The organism is Tsukamurella conjunctivitidis (assembly GCF_007858475.1).
GTDB lineage: Bacteria > Actinomycetota > Actinomycetes > Mycobacteriales > Mycobacteriaceae > Tsukamurella > Tsukamurella conjunctivitidis.
Map to the genome: position 1 here is coordinate 49139 of NZ_VIGX01000020.1, position 22465 is coordinate 71603.

Below are 22465 nucleotides of genomic sequence, written 5' to 3' on the forward strand. Positions count from 1 at the left end.
GAAAAGTATCGGGCCCGCGCCGCGCGGTTCGCGCGGGCGGGCCCGTGGGAATCAGGGGTGTGTAACAGGTTCTGGCAGGTCAGGCGAGACCGGGGAACCAGAGGGCGATCTCACGCGCGGCGGACTCGGGCGAGTCGGAACCGTGCACAAGGTTCTCCTGGGTCTCCAGGCCGAAGTCGCCGCGAATCGTGCCGGGCACGGCCTTCTCCACCGGGTCGGTGCCGCCCGCGAGCTGGCGGAACGCCGCGATCGCGCGCGGGCCCTCCAGCACCGCGGCCACCACGGGCCCGGAGGTGATGAACTCGAGCAGGGAGCCGAAGAAGGGCTTCTCCCTGTGCTCGGCGTAGTGGCCCTCGGCCACCTCGGTCGAGACGTGCTTGAGTTCGAGGGCCGCGATGGTCAGGCCCTTCCGCTCGATGCGCGCCAGGATCTCCCCGGACAGGCCGCGCCGCACGCCGTCGGGCTTGATGAGAATCAGAGTCCGCTCAGTCACGGGCTACAGCGTAACGGTGAGGTCCGGGGGCGCGTTCCGAGCGTCGGTTTTCCGCGCCGGCGACCGCCGGATCCGGCCGCCGACGCCAGCAGGACCCGACGCTCGGGACACTCACTCGACGATCGGCTCCTGCCCGGGCAGGCGTCCCTCGGCCATGCGCTGCTTGACGTCGCGCTCGATGTAGGCGATGTAGGCCCAGACGATGGCGAAGACGACGCCCACGGCGCCGATCCCCCAGTGCACGACGAAGCCGGCGATGACGGCGACCTGCAGCGCGAGGAAGGCGGGGATCGCCCACGGCTTCTTGACCACCATGCACCCGCCGAAGCATGCTGCGGCCAGGACCAGCACATAGGCGACCTTGAGTCCCGACAGGCCCGGCGAGAGGCGGATCACGACCGGCAGCGCCAGCAGGATGACGATCATCTCGAGGATCAGGGTGCCGGAGAGGATGCCGCGGAAGCTCTTCCACGGGTCCTTGGGCGGCGGTGTGAACCGCTGGGGCTCGGTCACTGGGGTTCCTTTCCGAACAGCGAGCGCGCGGCGCCCGCGGTGACCACGGAGCCGGTGATGAGGACGCCGACCCCCGAGGCGGGGCCCTCCTCGTCGTCGGACTCCTGATCGGCGAGCGCGACGGCGGTCTCCACCGCGTCCACCATGGTGGGCGACGTGACCACACGGTCCTCGCCGAAGATCTCCTCCGCGATCGCCGCGAGGCGCTCCACCTCGAGCGCGCGGGGCGAGCCGTTGTGCGTGACCACGACGGTGTCAAGCACCGGCTCGAGCGCTGTGAGCACACCGACGGCGTCCTTGTCGGCGAGCACGGAGACCACGCCGATCAGGGTGCGGAAACCGAATTCCGTCTCGATGGTGCGCGCGAGAGCCTGTGCGCCGTGGGGGTTGTGGGCGGCATCGATGAGCACCGTCGGGGCGCTGCGGACGCGCTCGAGCCGACCGGGCGACGCCGACTTCGCGAAGCCCTCCCGGACGGTGTCGATGTCGAGCTGCTGGTCGGCGCCCGCACCGAAGAAGGCCTCGACGGCGGCGAGCGCGACCGCGGCGTTGTTCGCCTGGTGCTCGCCGTGCAGCGGGAGGAAGACGTCGTCGTAGACGCCGCCGAGCCCCTGCAGGGTCAGCTGTTGCCCGCCGACGGCCACGCGCCGCTCGACGACCATGAACTCGGAGCCCTCGCGCGCGACGGCGGCGTCCGCCTCGACGGCTCTGCGGAGCAGCACGTCCATCGCCTCCGGCTCCTGCTTACCCACGATGACCACGGTGTCCTTGGGGATCAGCCGCTCCGGGGCGCGCTTGACGATCCCCGCCTTCTCCCCGGCGATCGAGGCGAGGTCGGGCCCCAGGATCTCCACGTGGTCGAGGCCGATCGGGGTGATGACGGCGACCTCGGCGGTCACGACGTTCGTCGCGTCCCAGGTCCCGCCCAGACCGACCTCGACGACCGCGACGTCGACGGGGGCCTCGGCGAACGCCGCGAAGGCCATCGCGGTGAGCACCTCGAACTTGCTCATCCGCGGGCCGTCGGCCGCCTCGGACTGCTGATCGACGAGCTCGATGTAGGGCTCGAGCTCGCGGTAGGTGTCGACGTACTGCCGGGCGGTGAGCGGCGCACCGTCGACCGCGATGCGCTCCGTCGCGAGCTGCAGGTGCGGGCTGGTGATCCGGCCCGTGCGACGCGCGAAGGCGAGCAGCAGCGAATCGATCATCCGCGCCGTCGACGACTTGCCGTTGGTCCCGGCCACCTGGATGGACGGATACGCGTCCTGCGGCGAGCCGAGCAGCTGCATCAGCGCGGAGATGCGCGCCAGCGAGGGCTCGATCTTCGTCTCGGGCCAGCGCTGGTCCAGCTCCGCCTCGACCTGTGCGAGTTCGGCGAGGTCGTCGGGGTCGGCGGCGAACGCGGGTACCGTCACGCGGCGCCCCCGCCGAGCTGCGCGATCCGGGCTGCGAGGCGCTCGACCTCCTCCTGCGCGACCGTCTGTCGTGTGCGGATCTTGTCGACGACCGCGTCGGGCGCCTTGGCGAGGAAGGCCTCGTTCCCGAGCTTCGCCGTGGTCCCGTCGAGCTCCTTCTGCGCGGCCTTGAGATCCTTCTCCAGGCGCGCCCGCTCGGCAGCCAGGTCGACGGTGCCGGACGTGTCCACCTCGACGGTGACGGTGCCGCCCACGAGGCGGACCTCGAGCGAGGCGGTCGCGGCGAAACCGTCCTCCGGCGGAGTGAGCCGGCAGAGGTTCGCCGCGGCCGGGGCGAGGGCGGTGAGTCCCGCCTCGTCGAGGCCGGAGAGCCGAGCGGCGACCCGCTGGCCGGGCTTGAGCAGCTGATCGCTGCGGAACCGGCGGATCTCGGTGACGAGACGCTGCAGGTCGGCGAAACGACGGGCGGACTCGACCCCGTCGGCGGGGATCTCGGCCGGTGCCCAGTCGCGCGACGGCCAGTCGGCGATCACGAGGGAGGTGCCCCCGGTGAGGGCCTTCCACAGGACCTCGGTGACGAAGGGCATCGTCGGGTGCAGCATCCGCAGGATCACATCGAGGGCCTTGCCGAGGACGAGGCGGGTGTGCTCGGCCACCGTCTCGTCGGCACCCTGCAACTGCAGCTTGGCGACCTCGAGGTACCAGTCGCACAGCTCGTCCCACGCGAAGTGGTACAACGCCTCGCAGGCCTTGCCCAGCTCGTTGGCGTCGAAGGCGGCGTCGGCCTCGGCCTGCACCGCGGCGAGGCGGTCGAGGATCCAGCGGTCGGCGTCGGTGAGCGCGGCACGGGCCGGGAGCTCGCCGACCCGGGCATCGTTCATCAGCGCCAGCTTGGTCGCGTTGAACAACTTGGTGGCGAACTTCTTGCTGCTCGCCGCCGCATCGGCGCCCACGTTGAGGTCGGCGCCCGGGATGGTGCCGCGGGCCAGGGTGAAGCGCAGCGCATCGGCGCCGTACTCGTCGACCCAGTCGAGCGGGTCGATGCCGTTGCCCTTCGACTTCGACATCTTCTTGCCGAACTCGTCACGGACGAGACCGTGCAGCAGGATCTCGTGGAAGGGGACCTTGCCCGGCGCTCGCGGCTCCTCGCCGATGAACGTGCCGAACATCATCATCCGGGCGACCCAGAAGAAGATGATGTCGTAGCCGGTGATCAGCGTGGATGTGGGATAGAACTTGGCCAGGTCGGCGGTCTGCTCGGGCCAGCCCATGGTCGAGAAGGGGAACAGGCCGGAGCTGAACCAGGTGTCGAGCACGTCGGGGTCCTGCTCGTACCCGGGGGGCGGAGTGTCCTCCGGACCGCAGCACACCACGTCGCGGTTGCCCTCGGCGTCCGCCGGGCCGTACCAGACGGGGATGCGGTGACCCCACCACAGCTGGCGGGAGATGTTCCAGTCGTGCATCTCGTCGACCCAGTCGAAGAACCGCGGGGCCAGCGACTCGGGCACGATCGTCGTGTCGCCGCTGCGGACCGCGTCGCCCGCGGCCTTGGAGAGCTGCTCGACCTTGACCCACCACTGCATCGACAGCCGCGGCTCGATCGGCTCGCCGGAGCGCTCGCTGTGGCCGACGCTGTGCCGGTAGGGCCGCACCTCCTTGACGATCCGCCCCTGCTCGGCGAGGGCGTCACGGATCGCCTTGCGGGCCGCGAATCGGTCGAGGCCGTCGAACTGCGTTCCCGTACCGACGATGTGGGCCGTCTCGTCCATGATCGTGGGCATCGGCAGGTCGTGCCGCTGGCCGAGAGCGAAGTCGTTCGGATCGTGCGCGGGAGTGATCTTCACGGCGCCGGAACCGAACTCGGGGTCGACGTAGTCGTCGGCCACGACGGGGATGCGGCGATCCAGGAAGGGGTGTTCGAGCGTCGTGCCGACGAGGGCACGGTAGCGCTCGTCCTCGGGATGGACGGCGATCGCGGTGTCACCGAGCATCGTCTCCAGTCGCGTGGTGGCGCAGACGATGTGCGGCTCATCGTCGCTGAGCGAGCCGTACCGGAAGGAGACGAGCTCGCCGTCGACCTCCTTGTGGTCGACCTCCAGGTCGGAGATGCCGGTCTGCAGCACGGGCGACCAGTTCACGAGGCGTTCCGCGCGGTAGATCAGGCCCGCGTCGAAGAGCTGCTTGAAGATGGTCTGGACGGCGCGGGAGAGTCCCTCGTCCATGGTGAACCGCTCGCGCGACCAGTCGATGCCCACGCCGATGCGGCGCATCTGGCCGGTGATGTTGCCGTGGCTGGCCTCCTTGAAGGCCCACGCGCGCTCCAGGAACTTCTCGCGGCCGATCTCGCGACGGCTGGTGCCCTCGGCGGCGAGCTGCTTCTCGACCAGCGATTGGGTGGCGATGCCGGCGTGGTCGGTGCCCGGCAGCCACAGCACCTCGAAGCCCTGCATCCGCTTGCGGCGACACAGCGCGTCGGTGATGGTCTGGTCGAGCGCGTGCCCGAGGTGCAGGCTGCCGGTCACGTTCGGGGGCGGCAGGACCACCGAGAAAGCCGGCTTGGGCGAGGTGTTGTCAGCGGTGAAGTACCCGGCGTCAACCCACCCGGCGTAGATGTCCGCCTCTACCGCACCGGGCTCCCAGGCGGCGGGAAGTCGGTCTGCGGCGTTCTGCGGCTCAGTAGTCACCCCACGATTCTAGTCAGTGCACGCAGGCGCTCCGCGTGGGGCTTTCACGGCACGACCCCGACACGGAAAAGCAGTGGCGCGCTCCCCGGCGCGACCGACAGGATGGGGCATATGGGACATCTCGAGGCGACGCACGTGGAGTACTACCTGCCCGACGGGCGGGCGCTGCTCGGTGACGTCTCGTTCCGGGTGGGCGACGGCGTGGTGGCCGCCCTCGTGGGGCGCAACGGCGCGGGCAAGACGACACTGTTGCGGCTCCTCGCGGGCGAGCTGGAGCCGCACGGAGGGACGGTCACCTCGAGTGGCGGCGTCGGGGTGATGCCCCAGTTCATCGGATCGCTGCGCGACGAACGGACGGTCCGCGACCTGCTGCTGTCGGTCTCGGCTCCCCGTCTCCAGGAGGCGGCGCGCGAGCTGGACGCGATCGAACTGGCGCTCATGGACGACGACGGCGACGCGAATCAGATGCGGTACGCGACCGCGCTCGCCGAGTGGGGCGACGCCGGCGGCTACGCCGCCGAGACCCTGTGGGACGCCTGCACGGTCGCGGCGCTCGGGATCCCCTACGACCGTGCCCAGTGGCGCGGGCTGGCCTCGTTGTCCGGCGGCGAGCAGAAACGCCTCGCGCTGGAAGCGCTGCTCCGCGGCGACAACGAAGTACTGCTACTGGACGAGCCGGACAACTACCTCGACGTCCCCGGCAAGGAGTGGCTCGAGGAGCAGCTCCGGCAGACACCGAAGACAGTGCTGTTCGTCAGTCACGATCGAGAGCTCCTCTCGCGTGCCGCCACGCGGATCGTGGCCGTGGATCCCGCACCGGGCGGCGCGGACGCCTGGGTGCACGGCGGCGGCTTCGCCACCTTTCCCGCCGCACGGGAGGAGCGGTTCGCCCGCTTCGACGAGCTCCGCCGCCGCTGGGACGAGCGCCATCAGCAGCTGAAGAAGCTCGTGCTCACGCTCCGCGAGCAGGCGAAGTTCAACGACGGCATGGCCTCCCGGTACTCGGCGGCACAGACCCGGCTGCGGAAGTTCGAGGAGGCCGGTCCCCCGCCCGAGCCGCCGCGGCGGCAGCAGATCGCCATGCGGCTGCGCGGCGGGCGCACCGGTGTCCGCTCCGTCACGGCGAAGCAGCTGGAGCTGACCGGCCTGATGAAGCCCTTCGACCTGGAGGTCTTCTACGGCGAGCGGGTCGCCGTGCTGGGGTCGAACGGCTCCGGGAAGTCGCACTTCCTGCGCCTGCTCGCGGGCGAGGCCGTGGCGCACACCGGCACCGCGGCACTCGGGGCGCGCGTCGTCCCGGGGCACTTCGCCCAGACCCACGCGCACCCGGAACTGCAGGGACGCACCCTCGTCGAGATCCTTCGGCACGAGCACGCGGCCGACCTCGGACGGTCGATGCCCGCGCTGCGCCGGTACGAGCTGCACGGGCAGGCGGAGCAGCGCTTCGAGACCCTGTCCGGCGGGCAGCAGGCGCGTTTCCAGGTGCTGTTGCTCGAATTCGCCGGGAGCACCGCGCTGCTGCTCGACGAGCCGACGGACAACCTCGATCTCGAGAGCGCCGAGGCGCTCCAGGACGCGCTGGAGGCGTACGAGGGCACCGTCCTCGCGGTCACGCACGACCGCTGGTTCGCGCGGTCCTTCGACCGGTTCCTGGTCTTCGGCTCCGACGGCGCCGTGCGCGAGGCCGACGAACCCGTGTGGCACGAGGCGCGGGTGCAGCGCGCCCGGTGACCGTGCACCTCCGGTGATCGGAACGACTGCGCCCCCGGCCGATTCGGCCGGGGGCGCAGTCCGTACGTCCTTTACGCGCTCTTCTCGCGACGCTCGCCGCGGGAGTGCTTGCGCGGCACGATGGTCGGCAGCACGTTGTCGCGCACCGTCTCCCCGGTGACGACGACCTTCGCCACGTCGTCGCGCGACGGGATGTCGAACATCACCGGATTGAGGACTTCCTCCATGATGGCGCGCAGACCGCGGGCACCGGTGCCGCGATGGATCGCTTGATCGGCGATGGCGCCGAGAGCGTCCTCATCGAACTCGAGCTCCACGCCGTCCATCTCGAAGAGCCGCTGGTACTGCTTGACGAGCGCGTTCTTCGGCTCCGAGAGGATCGAGACCAGCGATTCCTTGTCGAGGTTCGAGACGGACGCGATGACGGGCAGACGGCCGATGAACTCGGGGATCAGGCCGAACTTGATCAGGTCCTCGGGGAGGACGTCGGCGAAATGGTCGACCGTGTCAACCTCCGCCTTCGTACGCACCTCGTTGCCGAAGCCGAGGCCGCGCTTGCCGATGCGATCGCCCACGACCTTCTCCAGCCCGGCGAAGGCGCCGGCCACGATGAACAGGACGTTCGTCGTGTCGATCTGGATGAACTCCTGGTGCGGGTGCTTGCGGCCGCCCTGCGGCGGGACGCTGGCCTGGGTGCCCTCGAGGATCTTCAGCAGCGCCTGCTGCACGCCCTCGCCCGAGACGTCCCGGGTGATCGACGGGTTCTCACTCTTGCGGGCGATCTTGTCGACCTCGTCGATGTAGATGATGCCGGTCTCGGCGCGCTTGACGTCGTAGTCGGCGGCCTGGATCAACTTGAGCAGGATGTTCTCGACGTCCTCACCCACGTAACCGGCCTCGGTGAGGGCGGTCGCGTCGGCGATGGCGAAGGGCACGTTGAGCATCTTCGCCAGGGTCTGCGCGAGATAGGTCTTGCCGCAGCCGGTCGGGCCGAGCATGAGGATGTTGGACTTCGCCAGCTCCACGCTCTCGCCGCGGGCGTCCTTGCGCTCGCCGGCCTGGATGCGCTTGTAGTGGTTGTAGACGGCCACCGCGAGGTTCCGCTTGGCGGAGTCCTGACCGATGACGTAGTTGTCCAGGAAGTCGCGGATCTCGACGGGCTTGGGCAGCTCGTCCAGCTTCACGTCACTGGTCTCGGCCAGTTCCTCTTCGATGATCTCGTTGCACAGGTCGATGCACTCATCGCAGATGTACACGCCGGGACCCGCGATCAGCTTCTTGACCTGCTTCTGGCTCTTTCCGCAGAAGGAGCACTTCAACAGGTCTGCGCCGTCCCCGATCCGTGCCATGCCCTGTGCCTACTTCCCTTGCCGATGACTCGCCTGCCGCGTTGCTCAGCAGGTGGGGTCTGTTTACGACGGTACCCGCGAACTTCCGTCCCGGCGACCGATATGAATAGCTTGCTAGAGGTGGCACCGGGGGCCGCGGAACCCGCTCACGCGGCGTGTCGCGACCCCCGGTTTCCTGCTGCGATTACTTCGCGGACGCCTTGCGGTACGGGAACACCGTGTCGACGATGCCGTACTCCTTGGCCTGATCGGCCGTGAGGATGTTGTCGCGGTCCGTGTCCTTGCGGATCTTCTCGACGGTCTGGCCCGTGTGGCTCGCCAGGATCTCGTCGAGGCGGTTGCGCGCGCGCTCCATCTCGGCGGCCTGGATCTCGAGGTCGGAGACCTGACCGCGCATCGAACCGCCCGTGCGGGGCTGGTGGATCAGCACCGTCGAGTTGGGCAGCGCCGCGCGCTTGCCCGGGGTGCCGCCGGCGAGCAGGATCGCCGCAGCCGAGGCCGCGGTGCCGAGCACGACGGTCGCCACGTCGCAGTGCACGTACTGCATCGTGTCGTAGATGCCGAGCGCGTCGTACAGGCTGCCGCCCGGCGAGTTGATGTAGATCGTGATGTCCCGGTCCGGGTCCTGCGACTCGAGCACCAGGATCTGGGCCATCACGTCGTTCGCCGAGACCTCGTCGATCTGGTTCTTGAGGAAGATGATGCGCTCATCGAAGAGCTTCGAGTACGGGTTCGTGACGCGCTCGTTGCCGTTCGCCGCGCGCTCGATGAACGACGGGACGTCGTAGCGGCCGGTGGCGGGGACGTGCAGGCCCTGAGCCGACATCGTGGTGGGGTAACCCTCAGTCATGGAAGTGTCCTCTCGCTACTTGACGGAGCTCGCGCGGCTGACGACGTGGTCGACGAAGCCGTAGTCCCGGGCCTGCTCGGCGGTGAACCACTTGTCACGGTCGGCGTCGGCCTCGATCTTCTCGATCGGCTGGCCGGTGAATTGCGCGTTGAGGCGGTTCATCTCGACCTTGGTGTTGCGGAACAGCTCGGCCTGGATGGCGATGTCGGCGGCGGTGCCACCGATGCCGGCGGACGGCTGGTGCATCATGATGCGCGCGTGGGGCAGCGCGTAGCGCTTGCCCTTGGTGCCCGCGGCGAGCAGGAACTCACCCATGGAGGCGGCCATGCCCATCGCGTAGGTCGCGACGTCGCACTCGACGAACTCCATCGTGTCGAAGATCGCCATGCCGGCGGAGATGCTGCCGCCGGGCGAGTTGATGTAGAGGTTGATGTCCTTGGTGGGATCCTCCGCGGACAGCAGCAGCATCTGCGCGCAGAGCTGGTTCGCGATGTCGTCGTTCACCTCGCTGCCGAGGAAGATGATCCGCGACTCCAGGAGGCGGCTGTACACCGAATCGTTCAGGTTCAGGCCGGCCATTCCGGACCGCATGATGGGGTTGGAGGTCATCCGCTGCTCCCTGCCTTTCTTTGCTGTCATCGACACTAACGAACGTGCACGGCCGGTACGTCCCCCGGCACGCCCGGCTCCGCTGAGGGCAGAAACGCCCCGCAGCCGGTCCGGCTGCGGGGCGCTCCGCGGGTCCTACTTCTCGTCGGCCTCGGAGGTGATCTCCTCGGCCTCGGCGACGACGTCCTCCTCGGCGGCGGCCTCCTCGGCGAGCTCCTCGCCGGCGTCCTCGCGGTCGAACAGCGCCTTGGTGTCGACGGGGTTGCCGTCGGCGTCCTTGACCGTGACCTCGAGCACCACGTCCGCGAGGCCCTTACCGCGGCGGACCTCCTGGAAGAGGGCGGGCAGCTGGCCGGCCTGCTGGATCTGCTGGATGAACTCGGCGGGCTGCATGCCGTAGCGCTGCGACTGGAACAGGATGTGCTCCTGCAGCTCCTGCTGGTCGACCTGCACGTCCTGCGCGTCCGCGATCGCGTCGAGCAGCAGCTGCACCTTGACCTGCTTCTCGGCGGACTCGCGGGCCTGGGTCTCGAACTCCTCGCGGGTCGTGCCCTGCGCCTTGAGCGCGGTCTCGAGGAGTTCCTCGTTGTGGCCCACCTGGTGCAGCACGTCGTGCACGTTGGCGTCGGTCTGCTCCTTGACGACGGCCTCGGGCAGCGGGACGTCGACGGCCTCGAGCAGCTTGTCGAGCACGGCGTCGCGGATGTCCGCGGCCTGGCCGAGCTTCTTGTTCTGCTCGACGCGCTCGCGCAGGTCCGCGCGCAGCTCCTCGACGGTGTCGAACTCGCTCGCGAGCTGGGCGAACTCGTCGTCCAGCTCGGGCAGCTCGCGCTCCTTGACGGAATCGATGGTGACGGTGACGTCCGCCTCCTGGCCCGCGAACTCGCCCGCGACCAGGGTGGTCTTGAACTCCTTGGACTCGCCGGACTTCAGGCCGACGACGGCCTCGTCCAGACCGTCGATGAGATTGCCGGAGCCGACCTCGTGCGAGAGGCCGGTGGTCTTGGCGTCCTCGACATCCTTGCCGTCGACGGTGGCCGACAGGTCGATCGTGATGAAGTCGCCGGTCTCGACGGCGCGGTCGACGCCCTTGAGGGTGCCGAAGCGGGCGCGCAGGCCCTCGATCTGCTCATCGATGTCGGCGTCGGTGACCTCGAGCGACGGGACCTCGACCTCGATACCCGAGTACTCGGGCAGCGTGATCTCGGGACGCACGTCGACCTCGGCGGTGAACGAGAAGGTCTCGCCGTACTCGAGCTTGTCGATGTCGATCTCGGGCTGGCCGAGCGCCTTGACGTCGGCGTCCAGCACGGCCTGGCTGTACTTGCCGGGCAGCGCGTCGTTGATGACCTGCGAGAGCACGGCGTCGCGGCCGACGCGCGCCTCGATCAGCTTCGCGGGGGCCTTGCCCTTACGGAAGCCGGGGATGTTGACCTGCTGCGCGAGCGTCTCGTAGGCGCGATCGAAATCGGGCGCGAGCTCGTCGAAGGGAACCTCGACGCTCAGGCGGACGCGAGTCGGGCTCAGCTGCTCGACGGTGCTCTTCACTCGTTCTCCTCGGGTTGGTATCGGCAGGAGGGCCGCCTGATGTGCGGTTTCCTGCAGGCAGCACGGGACCCCGTCGGGCCCACGGCACTCGGACAAGCGTACGCGACGGTGCCCGGCACCTGACAGCCCGGGCGGGACCCGGCGGACGGGCGCGAGCGCGGACTCCCGGGCGATCGGTCATGATGAGCGCATGATCGCGCTCGGACTCGTCTTCGCCGCCGTGGCGGCGCTGCTGCACTGCTTCATCTTCTACCTGGAATCGATCGCGTGGACTTCACCGCGCTCGCGGGCGACATTCGGCACGACGGAGGAGACGGCGGAGATCACCCGGCCGCTCGCGTTCAATCAGGGCTTCTACAACCTCTTCCTCGCGGTCGCGGTGTTCCTGGGCCTCGCCCTGTTCGGCGGGCAGCGCGCCGTCGGCGCGACGCTGGTGCTCGTGGGCGTCGGGTCGATGCTCGCGGCGGCGCTCGTGCTGGCCCTGTCGGACCGCACGAAGCTCCGCGCGGCGACGATCCAGGGCGCCTCGCCGCTCCTCGCGACGGCCTTCCTGTCCATCGGGCTCGTCGCGTAGGAGCGGCGGCGCGTCCGCCCACCGCCCCGCGTGATCGTCCTACTCTGAAACGGTGGAACTGACGCTGCGCGCGATGGAGCGCACGGACCTGCGGTTCGTGCACGGCCTGTTCAACGACCGGGCGGTGATGTCGTACTGGTTCGAGGAGCCCTTCGACGCCCTGGCCGAACTCGAGGACATCTACGAACGGCACATCCACGACGAGCGTGAGCGACGTTTCATCATCGAGTACGACGGACTGCCGGTGGGCCTGGTGGAACTCGTCGAGATCAACGTGATCCACCGGAACTGCGAGTTCCAGATCATCGTGGCCCCGTCGGCGCAGGGGAAGGGGTACGCGGGGCCCGCGACCCGGAAGGCTCTCGACTACGCCTTCCGGATCCTCAACCTGCACAAGGTGTACCTCTACGTCGACGTGGCCAACGAGAAGGCCGCGCACGTGTACGAGAAGCTGGGCTTCACCCAGGAGGGACTCCTCCGCGAGCAGTACTTCTCGAACGGGCGCTACCGCGACGCGCGACTCATGGGCATGTTCCAGCGCGACTTCCTGGCCGCCGACACCACTGCGGAGGAGTAGGCGCCCGACCGCGGGGTGCGGATCGAGGTGATCGCCGCACCCACAGCCCGGCCGTGTGATCCGGGTCCCGTTATCAGCCGAGTGTGAGTCGTTGCGGCCACCCAGCGGGGGTGACGCGCAATCGGTAACCATGGGGAATGACCACCCCGACGGAGCAACAGCCCACGACGCAACAGCCCCGCCCGGTCGTCTCGCGGGACGCGGCCATCGGCACCGATGCACGCCTGTCCTGGCTTCTCGCCGGGGTCGCCGGCATGGTCGGCGCGGTCGCCTTCCTCCATTCCGCGGGATACTTCGTGACCTTCATGACCGGCAACACCGAGCGCGCGGTCCTCACCTGGTTCAAGGCCTCGGACGCGCAGCAGATCGCCGGAGCGGGCGCGCTCGCCGCGACCGCCCTGATCGTCGCCTTCGTGACCGGCGTCGTCGTCGCATCGGTCTGCCGCCGCTACTTCTGGCACGGACACCCCCACGGGCCGACGGTGCTGACCACCGCGGGCCTGCTCGTCGCCTCGGCGACGGACTTCGTCCTGGACGGTTTCGCCGAGCCGGAGGTGCGGTTCGTCCCCATCCTCATCATCACGTTCTCACTGGGAGCACTGAACACCTCGTTCACCAAGAACGGCGAGGTCTCGGTCCCCCTGTCCTACGTCACGGGCACGCTGGTCAAGCTCGGACAGGGCATCGAACGCCACGCCACCGGCAACGGCACCGTCTACGACTGGCTCGGGTACGCGCTGGTCTACGCGGGCTTCGTCCTGGGCGCCGCAGTCGGCGGCGTGATCGGCTCGTTCGTCACGGGCCCCCAGGTGATCCTGGTGGCGGGCATCCTCTGCGGCGTCACGACGCTGGTCACGTTCCTGCACTCGGATCGGCGGAACCTGCTCGGCTGATCCGCTCGGGCGCGCTCCACCGTTCCCGGTTCAACCGGACCTCGATCCCGCTCAGCGGCACCTCCGCACCTCCGGCGGCCGGCCGGGTACGGACCGATTCCCCCGTCTCCGCGTCCACGAAGACGAGCGGCGCTCCCTCCGGCTGCAGGTGTGCGTCGCCGAACTGGATCAGCGCGAGGAAGACCGGCAGCAGGTCCTCCCCCGCGGGCGTCAGTCGGTACTCGGCGCGAGCGCGAGCGCCCGGCTCGCGATACTCGGTCGCCATGATGAGATCCGCCGAGGCGAGTTGTTTGAGTGCACGCGAGACCGCCGGGGCGGACGTCTCGGTCCTGGCGACCAGGTCGTCGAAGCGCGTCGTCCCGTAGAGCAGTTCGCGCAGGACGAGGAACACCGTCTTCGTGGTGAGCAGATCCAGCGTCCGTGCGGCCGAACAGCCGTCGCCGATCGCCCACCGGCTCCGATCGCGCAGTCGCTCCTCGAATTCCATCCTCCAATCATAACTAACGCTTGCGTTAGCCAGAAGGGGATGCTTGAATCGGTCTGACTAACGCAGTCATTACCTAGAGGAGGAGTCATCATGACCGCCATCAAGGACGCCGTCGTCGTGGTCACGGGAGGCCGGCGGGGCCTCGGCGCCGCGCTCGTCGACGGGGCGCTCGCCCGCGGAGCCTGGAAGGTCTACGCCACCGGCCGGGAGCCCTTCACAGACGCGCGGCCGGAGGTGGTCCCCGTCGAGCTCGAGGTGCGCTCCGACGACTCCGTCGCCGCCCTGGCAGAGCTCGCCGGCGATGCCACGATCGTCTTCAACAACGCCGGGATCATGACCCCGACCCCGCTCGTCACCGGTGCACCCCGGGAGATCGAGGCGATGTTCGACGTGAACGCCTTCGGCCCGCTCCGGGTGGCCCGCGCGTTCGCGCCCGTCCTCGCGGCCAACGGCGGCGGCGCCCTCGTCGACATGCACTCCGTGCTGTCGTGGCTGTCCGGCGCGGGCGGGTACGGCGCGTCCAAAGCCGCCGCGTGGTCGATCACCAACTCGCTCCGCACCGAGTTGGCGGGGCAGAACACCCAGGTCGTCGGGGTCCACGCGGGCTTCATCGATACCGACATGGTGTCGGCGATCCCGCTGCCCAAGGCGACGCCCGCGGCGATCGCCGCCGCCATTCTCGACGGCGTCGAGGCCGGTGACGTCGAAGTCCTCGCCGACGACATCACCGCCGCGACGAAGGCCGCCCTCTCGGGCCCCGTCGAGGCCCTCACCCTCCCGGCGGGCGCCTAGCACGCCCGTTCCTCCCGACACTAGGAATCATCATGCCGCTCTGGAACATCCACCACACCCCCGGCGTCTTCACCTCCGCGGAGAAGGAGTCCCTCGCCGCCACGATCACCGATCGGTACGCGGCGATCGGGCTGCCGCGCTTCTACGTCGTCGTGCTCTTCCACGAAGTCGCGCCGCAGGACTTCTTCATCGGCGGCGCGAGCGCGCCCACCGCGGTGCGCATCGCCATCGACCACATCGCTCGGCACGCATCCGACTCGGCGAGCCGGACGAGGATCGCCGAGTGGGTGCGCGCGATGGTCGCCCCCGCGCTTGCACGGCACCCGGACCTGCAGTGGGAGTTCCATGTCGATGACACCAGCGAGGAGATGTGGATGATCAACGGCCTCGTGCCGCCGCCGGCCCAGTCGGAGGCCGAGCGCGACTGGGTCGCCACGAACCGGACCGCGGCGTACTGACGCCGATTGCGGTCACCGCGAGCACAACCGGTGACAGGGGCGGTCGGCCGTCGCTAGGTTCCGGTCGGTGAGTACCGCCACCGTCGACACCGCGCCCGACCCGTCCGCCCCGGACAGCTCCCAGTTGCGGCGTGTGATCGCGGCGTCGCTATTGGGCACGACGGTCGAGTGGTACGACTTCTTCCTCTACTCGACCGCCGCGTCGTTGGTGTTCAACAAGCTCTTCTTCCCGGATACCAGCTCGTTCGTAGGCACCATGCTCAGCTTCGTCACCTTCGCGGTGGGCTTCGTGATGCGGCCCATCGGCGGGCTCGTCTTCGGCCACATCGGCGACCGGATCGGCCGGCGGCAGACGCTCGCCCTGACGATGCTCCTGATGGGCGTGGCGACGGCGCTCATGGGCGCGCTGCCGACCGCCGGGCAGGTCGGCGTTCTCGCGCCGATCCTGCTGCTGCTCCTCCGGATCGTGCAGGGCTTCGCACTGGGCGGCGAATGGGCCGGCGCCGTCCTGCTCGCCGTCGAGCACGCGCCCGAGGGCCGCAAGGGACGCTTCGGCGCCGTCCCGCAGGTCGGCCTCGCACTGGGGCTCGGACTGGGCACGGCCGTCTTCGCGCTGCTGCAAACGGTCTTCGACGACGACCAGTTCCTCCGGTTCGGGTGGCGCATCGCCTTCGCGGTGTCGATCGTGCTGGTGGTGATCGGGATCGTCGTGCGGCTGGCGGTCGACGAGACCCCGGCGTTCGTGGCGGCTCGGGCCACCCTGGACACCACGCGGACACCGCTGCGCCAATTGCTCGGCGATCCCACGCTGCGCCGCAACACGATCGCGGGCTGCCTCGCGCGGTGGGCCGAGGGTAGTGCCTTCAACACCTGGGGCGTCTTCGCCATCACCTACGCCACGGCGACCCTCGCGATGAACAAGGTGGGGGTGCTCCTCGCGGTCACGGCGGCAGCCCTGGTGATGGCCGTCGTGATCCCGTTCGCCGGCGTACTCGCGGATCGATACGGCCCGGGGGCCGTGTACGGCACGGGCGTGCTGCTGTACGGCCTCGCCGTCTTCCCCGTGTTCGCGTTGTTCGGCACCGCGTCGATCCTGTGGTTCACCGTCGGCCTCGTCATCGTCTTCGGCCTGATCCACGGCGTCTTCTACGCCGCGCAGGGCACGTTCTTCGCGAGTCTGTTCCCGACCGAGGTCCGGTACACGGGACTGTCGGTCGTCTATCAGTTCTCCGGCATCTACGCCTCGGGGCTCACTCCCCTGATCCTCACCGCCCTCATCCACGGGGCCGACGGTGCGCCGTGGACCGCGGCGGCCTATCTGGTTGCGACCGCACTCATCTCGCTCGCGGCGACCGTGTGGATCCGGCGGGTCGCACGGCCCGCGAGGACTATGCTCGGCGAATGACCCGCTCCGACGACGGCGACGACTTCGTGGACTCGTTGGTCCTGCGCGACATGACCGAGGGCTCCGCCGATTTCAACGCGCAGGACATCGCCTTCCTCCGCCGGAATCCGCAGATACTCGACAAGCTCGCGGACCCCCTCGAGGTGAAGCGGCGCTTCCTGTACATCCTGTTCGGCGTGGCGGTCTCGATGGCCGTGATCTCCAAGCTCGTCGAGTACACCGGCGTCCTCGAGGACCACCCCGTCCCCCACGATCTGCTCACGAACGTGCTGTTCTCGATCTCCATCGAACTGCTCGGCGCCGCGACGGTCGCCTTCCTCCTGGAGTTGGTCTTCGAGAAGCGGATCCGCCGCAATCAGGACCTCGTCAGGACGTTGCTCCGGCAGTCGCCGAAGGGTGAACAGCACCGGGACACCTGAGCTCGCGCGGCTGCGGGCGCAAAGCGATCGACCTCCCGTGCGACGCGGGGCGCGATGTGGCCCGCCGCGGCGGCCGAGGTCTCCGAGGACATCGGAACCTCCGTGCGCCTCTGAACCCGCGCGGACTGCGAAACGGATTGGAACAAAGGATCGCTGTCTGATACAGTTTCGAACAAGTTCGTGAGCGTGACTGTAAACCGCTCAGTGAAACAGAGGCCGGGGCGCGTTACAGGTGCCGCCGGCCTCGCCCATATCCGGAGTCATTCGCACATCACTCGGCGATGCTGACCCTGTGCCACTGCCCTGTCGCGAGAACCTGCACCAGACGTCCCACGTCTCCCGATCGCCGATACAGGAACAACGAGCCGTCTTCGACGACGACGCCGCCCTCGCCACGAAGGTCCTCGCGAAGTCCCGGCTGAACGACGGTGTACTTCCCCCAGGTGATCGCACCATCGGTATGCATCCAACGATCATAACCGCACCCGCGTTGTAGGAAACCGGTGCATGTGCTCCGAGCACGATGCGCGCCAAAAGCTCTCGCGGCCTGATCTCGGCTCGATCGTGAACGAGACCCTGCCTCGCCGGTCCCCTGTCGGTCGCGGCCCATGATCGCCGGGCTTGTGGCAGCCGGTGGGCCTAGGCTCGGGGGCATGCCCCGTCCCGTCCGATCCACAGCGCCGGAGGAGGCGCCGTCGGCAGCGGTGGATGCGCGGTCCGTGCCGGACCTGGACGCTCTGATCTGCTCGTGCCGGGCGTGCCCGCGCCTGGTGTCATGGCGTGAGGAGGTCGCGCGCGTCAAGCGCGCCGCGTTCGCCGATGAGGAGTACTGGGGCAAGCCCGTTCCGGGGTTCGGGCCCGTCGACGCACGGATCCTCATCGTCGGGCTCGCGCCGGCGGCGCACGGCGCCAACCGCACCGGGCGGATGTTCACCGGTGACCGCAGCGGCGACGTCCTGTTCGCCGCGCTGCACGCGGTGGGGCTCGCGAACCAGCCACACGCCGTATCGGTCGACGACGGCTTGCAGCTCGTCGACGTCCGGATGAGTTCCCCGGTGCGCTGCGCGCCTCCCGCGAACAAGCCGACTCCCGCCGAGCGTCGGGAATGCGCCCCGTTCCTCGCGCGGGAACTCGAACTGATGCCGCGCCTGCGCGTCGCCGTGGTCCTGGGAGCGTTCGGATGGCAGGCGCTGTTCGCAGTTCTCGTCGACGGTGGCTGGCGGGTCCCGAAACCGGGGCCGACGTTCGGGCACGGGTCCCGCATTCACCTCGACCACCCCGACGGCCGCACGCTGACCGTGCTCGGCTGCTTCCACGTGAGCCAGCGCAACACGTTCACCGGGCGACTCACTCCCGCCATGCTGGAACATGTACTCACGACCGCCCGAACGATCGCGGTCGACGGCGCGACGAAGGGAACGACGATGACGGTCCGGGTCAAGCGGGTGTACGAGGTGGAAGCCGAAGGCGACGGCGAGCGGATCCTCGTGGACCGGCTATGGCCCCGCGGGATCAGCAAGGACCGCGCCGACCTGACCGAGTGGTGCAAGGCGGTCTCGCCGTCGACGGAGCTGCGCACGTGGTACCAGCACGATCCCGCGAAGTACGCCGAATTCGTCGCACGTTACCGGGCGGAGCTCGCCGACCCCGAGGCGGCGGCCGCCTACGACGGGCTCTCGGAGCGGGTGTCCCGCGGACCGGTCACACTGCTCACCGCGTCCAAGGCGGAGGACATCAGCCACGCCCACGTGCTCGCCGCCCTTCTGACCGGTCGCGATCCACTCGTACGCTGATGCAACGGACTTCGCCGAGCCGTACCGTGGGGCCGTGTCCGGCTGCTAGCGTCGCGCCGTGGCCGCGCTGTCCTTCCTCGACCGAGAGCACTCCGTCGCACCGCTGAACTACAACCGGTGGTTGATCCCCCCTGCGGCACTGGCGATCCACCTGTGCATCGGTCAGGTGTACGCGACAAGCGTCTACAAGGACGCCCTGGTCAAGCATTTCGACACCAACAAGACCATGATCGGCATCGTCTTCTCCATCGCCATCGTGATGCTGGGACTCTCGGCGGCGGTCTTCGGGACGTGGGTGGACCGGGTCGGACCACGGCGCACGATGTTCACCGCCGCGAGTTGCTGGGGCGCCGGATTCCTCATCGCCGCAGCGGGGATCGCGACCGACCAGCTGTGGCTCGTCTACCTCGGCTACGGCGTGGTCGGCGGCATCGGGCTCGGCCTCGGATACATCTCACCGGTCTCGACGCTGATGAAGTGGTTCCCCGATCGACCCGGGCTCGCGACGGGCATGGCCATCATGGGCTTCGGCGGCGGCGCCATGGTCGCCTCGCCGCTGTCGAAGGAGTTGATGAAGTTCTACGGCGGCACGGAGGCCGGCGGAAGCGCGGTGACCAAGCTGTTCATCACTCTGGGCATCGCCTACTTCGTGGTGATGATGATGGGCGTCTTCACCATTCGCGTGCCGGCGCCCGGGTACGCGCCGCCCGGTTTCGATCCCGCCGCCGTCACCTCGAAGGCGATGGTGAGCGCAGGGAACGTCTCCGCCGCGAACGCGATCAAGACGCCGCAGTTCTGGCTGCTGTGGATCGTGCTGCTGTGCAACGTGACTGCGGGCATCGGGATCCTCGAGCAGGCCGCCGACATGATCCAGGACTTCTTCCGCGACGGCACCGGCGTCTCCACCGTCACCGCGACCGTCGCCGCCGGCTTCGTCGGGTTGCTGTCCGTGGCGAACATGGCGGGCCGGCTCGGCTGGTCGACGACCTCGGACTACATCGGCCGCAAGCCGACGTACATGATCTACCTCGGCGTCGGAATCCTGCTCTACCTCGGCCTGGCGACCGTCGGGGCGTCGTCGACGGCGCTGTTCGTCCTGTTCTGCGCGGTGATCATCTCCTTCTACGGAGGCGGGTTCGCCACGGTGCCGGCGTATCTCCGCGACCTGTTCGGCACGTTCCAGGTGGGCGCGATCCACGGTCGCCTGCTGACGGCGTGGTCGACGGCGGGCGTGCTCGGCCCGCTCATCGTGAACCGGGTGCTGGACTCGAAGAAGGACCGCGTCGATGAGGCAGGGAAGGCGATCCCCCTCGAGGCCGCCGACTACCACCTCGCCCTGTACATCATGGTCGGCGTGCTGGTCGTGGGCTTCCTCGCCAACCTCGCCATCCGCCCCGTGTCCGACCGGTGGCACGAGCAGGGCACCGTCGTCGACGCGGTCGACGCAGCGCACGGACCGAAGGGAGCGTCATGACCGAGGCCGACTCCGACGGGCGCCACCCCGTCCAGCTCGTGGTCACCTGGAGCCTGGTGATCATCCCGCTGCTGTACGGGCTCTACAACGCCATCGATGCGGCGCTACAGCTCTTCCAGGGCTGAGGTCCGGACGCCGTCAGCGGGCGCGACGGAAGAAGCCGCGGCGCGGGCGACGCGGTTCCGGCGGGATGAGCGCCTCGCGGAACCGGTCGGCGAAGCCCGCGATCGCGCGCTGCTCGTCGTCGAGCAAGCGCCGGTTCCCGCTGGTCACCTCGACCGCGATCGGAGTCCCCGGGCCCACGCCGAGGTCGGCCCAGCAGAGCGAGAGGTTCTGCGCGAGCAACCGGCGCCCGCCCACGACGAGATAGATCCGGGAGACGTACCGCGAGCTCTCCCAGCTCAATCGCGCGGCGCGATCGGCGTCGAGATAGCCGTTCGCGACGAAACGCTCCAGGTACACGGGTCCGACGGTACGCCGCTCACGCCCGTTCCGGACCGGTCTCGGCGACAGCCGTCACGGGCGGCGTGAGCGAGTAGATCGTGAGGTAGGCGAGGCCGAAGAACGCCGCCACCGCGGCCGCGACGCCTGTGGATTGCACATAGGAGAACGGGGAGGTCACCCAGTCGAGCGTCGCGACGACCACCGCGTCGGGCCGCGTCACGAGATCCCACGAATTCCATCGCTGGAACCGGCCGATCACCACGCCGATCGCGCACAGGGCCACCGACAGCACGACGGCGAGCCACCCCCACCGCGCCCCGAACTCGCGCTGCAACCGGCGGTGCACCACCAGCATCGAGACGACGCCGAGCAGGATCCCCGTCCACGCGGCGAAGCCGTACTGCAGAACATGGCGCCACATGTTCTCGCCGTCGCCGAGGTGGACCAGGTCCGTGACGAGGTACGGCGAGTTGGGCAGGAAGGCGAGCCAGCCGATGCCGAGCGGAACGAGCGCCCAGCGCCGGCGGACCGTCGCGAAGCCCAGCGCGAACAGCATCGGGATCCACGCGAGGAAGAGGTTCCAGATGAGGAACCGGCTCGGATACGTGAGCGGCGCCGCCGGGTCGGTGGTGCCGAGGAGCACGGTGAGCGCCGTCGTGGCGAGCAGGGAGGCCAACAGCAGCGCGCCGCGCGTTCTCGTCATCAGATCAGTTTGCCAAAGCAGCCCGACTTGTTAGCAAAGGTCAGGTCTGACCATTCTCGACTCGTGACACGACCACTCCTCGTCGAACTGCACGGCTCCGTCGAACTCGAAGCCGTGCTTGCGGTAGAAGGCGACCGCGCGGGCATTGCCCGTCGCCACCCACAGGTACGCGCCGCCATCCCCGATCACGGCATTCATGAGCGCTGCCGCGACACCGGTCCCGTGGTGGTCCGGCAGCACGTTGAGGGACCAGAGCTGGACGTTCGACGGTGCGCCGTCGTCCCGCGCGGCACCTCCCGTCGCGAAGCCGATGGCCTGCGCGGTCGCGGCGTCGATCGCGCACCGAGTGCGCACGCCGCGTGCTTCCTGCCGGTCGAGGTCCGCGATGATCGCCTCCCACCGCGGGACTCTCGAGACGGGATCCAGCGCGTCGAGCTTCGCCTGATCGACCATGCCCGGATACGTCGCCTTCCATACGCGCACGTGGACGTCCGCCAGGTGCTCCGCATCGCCGTGCGCGGGCCGCCTGATCGCGTACCCGCTGTGCACGTCACCGCTCGAGGACACACCGAAAACAGTAGTTCCACTGCACGTGCTCGGCGCCGCCCCTCACCGAAAACCGCTTGCCCGCAGGCGCACGTCGTCCGTAGCGTCGCTTGCGACTCCGCCCAAGTCGCGTCTACCCGGTAAGGACGTGACCTGCCCGCGATGGTGAGGGTGGCCGCCCGTTCGAGCCGGGCCGGAGCCGGAGGGCTCACAGCGACGCGGGCGCAGTCGGGGTCCTCGTCACAGGTACTCTCTACCTGGTCGCGCATGCGATCACGGGATGTGGCGCAGCTTGGTAGCGCATTCGCTTTGGGAGCGAAGGGTCGCAGGTTCGAATCCTGTCATCCCGACAGAGAGGGCAGCGCGCCGTCGCGCCCGACACGTCGATCACGATCGGTCCGCACCGCCACCGGTAACGAATCGGACGTTCGGAGCGATACCCCTGGGAATAGACACACCCCGATCCGTCGTACGCGGTGCCGCTCCGGTGCTGCACCGCACCGTCCGTCGCGGCCCCAGGGCCGGCGTACCAGTGACGATCCCGATGCAGGAGGGACCAGCCATGCGCTGCGGAACCGTACTCGCCGACCGCTACGAACTCCTCCGGCTCATCGCCACCGGCGGCATGGGCCAGGTCTGGGAGGCGATGGACACACGACTGGACCGCCGCGTCGCAGTCAAGGTCCTCAAAGCCGAATTCTCCGAAGA

At 69.0% G+C, this 22465-nt stretch carries 24 protein-coding genes, 1 tRNA gene and 1 pseudogene; 13 read left to right on the plus strand and 13 right to left on the minus strand.

What is annotated here, in order from left to right; genetic code table 11:
- Window positions 1–79 precede the first annotated feature (79 nt).
- The 4 genes from ndk to FK530_RS21265 all read right to left on the minus strand — a co-directional run bounded on the left by ndk (window position 80) and on the right by FK530_RS21265 (window position 5105).
- Window positions 80–493, minus strand: a complete 414-nt coding sequence (gene ndk, locus FK530_RS21250; protein WP_146488966.1) for a nucleoside-diphosphate kinase — start codon at window positions 491–493, stop codon at window positions 80–82.
- A 111-nt stretch (window positions 494–604) separates the two neighbouring features.
- Entirely contained in the window at window positions 605–1006 is a 402-nt protein-coding gene (locus FK530_RS21255) for a DUF4233 domain-containing protein (protein ID WP_146488967.1), read from the minus strand.
- On the minus strand, window positions 1003–2421 hold the full coding sequence (folC, locus tag FK530_RS21260; RefSeq protein WP_146488968.1) for a bifunctional tetrahydrofolate synthase/dihydrofolate synthase: 1419 nt from the start codon (window positions 2419–2421) through the stop codon (window positions 1003–1005). The genes FK530_RS21255 and folC overlap by 4 nt, the downstream gene beginning before the upstream one ends.
- Window positions 2418–5105 (minus strand): valine--tRNA ligase, encoded by a 2688-nt coding sequence (locus tag FK530_RS21265; protein WP_146488969.1) that lies wholly within the window; start codon window positions 5103–5105, stop codon window positions 2418–2420. Before FK530_RS21265 ends, folC begins: the two co-directional genes overlap by 4 nt.
- Before the next feature lie 111 nt (window positions 5106–5216).
- Here FK530_RS21265 and FK530_RS21270 point away from each other — a divergent pair, with 111 nt between their 5' ends.
- Window positions 5217–6836, plus strand: a complete 1620-nt coding sequence (locus FK530_RS21270) for an ABC-F family ATP-binding cassette domain-containing protein (protein ID WP_146488970.1) — start codon at window positions 5217–5219, stop codon at window positions 6834–6836.
- A 71-nt stretch (window positions 6837–6907) separates the two neighbouring features.
- Here FK530_RS21270 and clpX read toward each other — a convergent pair whose 3' ends face one another.
- The 4 genes from clpX to tig all read right to left on the minus strand — a co-directional run bounded on the left by clpX (window position 6908) and on the right by tig (window position 11192).
- Entirely contained in the window at window positions 6908–8185 is a 1278-nt protein-coding gene (gene clpX / locus FK530_RS21275) for an ATP-dependent Clp protease ATP-binding subunit ClpX (protein ID WP_146488971.1), read from the minus strand.
- Window positions 8186–8369: 184 nt separating this feature from the next.
- On the minus strand, window positions 8370–9035 hold the full coding sequence (locus FK530_RS21280) for an ATP-dependent Clp protease proteolytic subunit (protein ID WP_146488972.1): 666 nt from the start codon (window positions 9033–9035) through the stop codon (window positions 8370–8372).
- Window positions 9036–9050: 15 nt separating this feature from the next.
- The gene (locus FK530_RS21285) at window positions 9051–9644 is read right to left on the minus strand and encodes an ATP-dependent Clp protease proteolytic subunit (RefSeq protein WP_146488973.1); all 594 of its coding nucleotides are present in this window, start codon (window positions 9642–9644) and stop codon (window positions 9051–9053) included.
- A gap of 135 nt (window positions 9645–9779) precedes the next feature.
- Entirely contained in the window at window positions 9780–11192 is a 1413-nt protein-coding gene (gene tig, locus FK530_RS21290; RefSeq protein ID WP_146488974.1) for a trigger factor, read from the minus strand.
- 190 nt (window positions 11193–11382) lie between these two features.
- Here tig and FK530_RS21295 point away from each other — a divergent pair, with 190 nt between their 5' ends.
- The 3 genes from FK530_RS21295 to FK530_RS21305 all read left to right on the plus strand — a co-directional run bounded on the left by FK530_RS21295 (window position 11383) and on the right by FK530_RS21305 (window position 13236).
- Entirely contained in the window at window positions 11383–11766 is a 384-nt protein-coding gene (locus tag FK530_RS21295) for a DUF1304 domain-containing protein (RefSeq protein WP_146488975.1), read from the plus strand.
- Between the two features lie 52 nt (window positions 11767–11818).
- Complete coding sequence (speG, locus tag FK530_RS21300; protein ID WP_166443326.1) at window positions 11819–12343, plus strand: spermidine N1-acetyltransferase; 525 nt, start codon at window positions 11819–11821, stop codon at window positions 12341–12343.
- 137 nt (window positions 12344–12480) lie between these two features.
- Complete coding sequence (locus FK530_RS21305; protein ID WP_146488976.1) at window positions 12481–13236, plus strand: YoaK family protein; 756 nt, start codon at window positions 12481–12483, stop codon at window positions 13234–13236.
- Here the strand turns inward: FK530_RS21305 and FK530_RS21310 are convergent.
- Window positions 13196–13723 (minus strand): winged helix-turn-helix transcriptional regulator, encoded by a 528-nt coding sequence (locus FK530_RS21310; protein ID WP_146488977.1) that lies wholly within the window; start codon window positions 13721–13723, stop codon window positions 13196–13198. The two genes, FK530_RS21305 and FK530_RS21310, sit on opposite strands and share 41 nt — an antisense overlap.
- A gap of 90 nt (window positions 13724–13813) precedes the next feature.
- Between FK530_RS21310 and FK530_RS21315 the strand changes: the two genes are divergently transcribed.
- The 4 genes from FK530_RS21315 (at window position 13814) to FK530_RS21330 (ending at window position 16797) form a co-directional block, all read left to right on the plus strand.
- The gene (locus FK530_RS21315) at window positions 13814–14515 is read left to right on the plus strand and encodes an SDR family oxidoreductase (protein WP_146488978.1); all 702 of its coding nucleotides are present in this window, start codon (window positions 13814–13816) and stop codon (window positions 14513–14515) included.
- 32 nt (window positions 14516–14547) lie between these two features.
- On the plus strand, window positions 14548–14973 hold the full coding sequence (locus tag FK530_RS21320; protein WP_146488979.1) for a tautomerase family protein: 426 nt from the start codon (window positions 14548–14550) through the stop codon (window positions 14971–14973).
- A gap of 67 nt (window positions 14974–15040) precedes the next feature.
- On the plus strand, window positions 15041–16378 hold the full coding sequence (locus FK530_RS21325; RefSeq protein WP_146488980.1) for an MFS transporter: 1338 nt from the start codon (window positions 15041–15043) through the stop codon (window positions 16376–16378).
- Window positions 16375–16797, plus strand: coding sequence for a hypothetical protein (locus FK530_RS21330; protein WP_146488981.1), 423 nt, complete (start codon window positions 16375–16377; stop codon window positions 16795–16797). The genes FK530_RS21325 and FK530_RS21330 overlap by 4 nt, the downstream gene beginning before the upstream one ends.
- A 271-nt stretch (window positions 16798–17068) precedes the next feature.
- Here the strand turns inward: FK530_RS21330 and FK530_RS21340 are convergent, their stop codons facing one another.
- On the minus strand, window positions 17069–17263 hold the full coding sequence (locus FK530_RS21340; RefSeq protein ID WP_146488983.1) for a hypothetical protein: 195 nt from the start codon (window positions 17261–17263) through the stop codon (window positions 17069–17071).
- Between the two features lie 187 nt (window positions 17264–17450).
- On the opposite strand from FK530_RS21340, the pseudogene FK530_RS26765 reads away from it, so the two are divergent.
- The 4 genes and pseudogenes from FK530_RS26765 to FK530_RS26910 all read left to right on the plus strand — a co-directional run.
- Window positions 17451–18194: pseudogene (locus tag FK530_RS26765) on the plus strand (uracil-DNA glycosylase); the annotation flags it as partial.
- Window positions 18195–18221: 27 nt separating this feature from the next.
- Complete coding sequence (locus FK530_RS26770) at window positions 18222–18590, plus strand: DUF488 domain-containing protein (RefSeq protein WP_231706746.1); 369 nt, start codon at window positions 18222–18224, stop codon at window positions 18588–18590.
- A 58-nt stretch (window positions 18591–18648) separates the two neighbouring features.
- Complete coding sequence (locus FK530_RS21350; protein WP_146488984.1) at window positions 18649–20064, plus strand: L-lactate MFS transporter; 1416 nt, start codon at window positions 18649–18651, stop codon at window positions 20062–20064.
- A complete protein-coding gene (locus FK530_RS26910) occupies window positions 20061–20189 on the plus strand; it encodes an MFS transporter small subunit (RefSeq protein WP_262406709.1) in 129 nt (42 codons plus the stop codon). Before FK530_RS21350 ends, FK530_RS26910 begins: the two co-directional genes overlap by 4 nt.
- A 13-nt stretch (window positions 20190–20202) precedes the next feature.
- On the opposite strand, the gene FK530_RS21355 is transcribed toward FK530_RS26910, so the two are convergent.
- Genes FK530_RS21355 through FK530_RS21365 form a run of 3 tightly spaced genes read right to left on the minus strand, consistent with a single transcriptional unit; the run spans window position 20203 to window position 21778 of the window.
- Window positions 20203–20526 carry a hypothetical protein gene (locus FK530_RS21355; protein ID WP_146488985.1) on the minus strand — a complete coding sequence of 108 codons (324 nt, stop codon included), beginning with the start codon at window positions 20524–20526 and terminating at the stop codon, window positions 20203–20205.
- Between the two features lie 19 nt (window positions 20527–20545).
- Window positions 20546–21211, minus strand: a complete 666-nt coding sequence (locus FK530_RS21360) for a DUF1361 domain-containing protein (RefSeq protein ID WP_146488986.1) — start codon at window positions 21209–21211, stop codon at window positions 20546–20548.
- 30 nt (window positions 21212–21241) lie between these two features.
- Window positions 21242–21778: a GNAT family N-acetyltransferase gene (locus tag FK530_RS21365; RefSeq protein WP_231706744.1), complete on the minus strand. Its 537-nt coding sequence runs from the start codon at window positions 21776–21778 to the stop codon at window positions 21242–21244.
- A gap of 255 nt (window positions 21779–22033) precedes the next feature.
- Between FK530_RS21365 and FK530_RS21370 the strand changes: the two genes are divergently transcribed.
- Window positions 22034–22107: transfer RNA gene (locus FK530_RS21370), tRNA-Pro, on the plus strand.
- Window positions 22108–22465 lie beyond the last annotated feature (358 nt).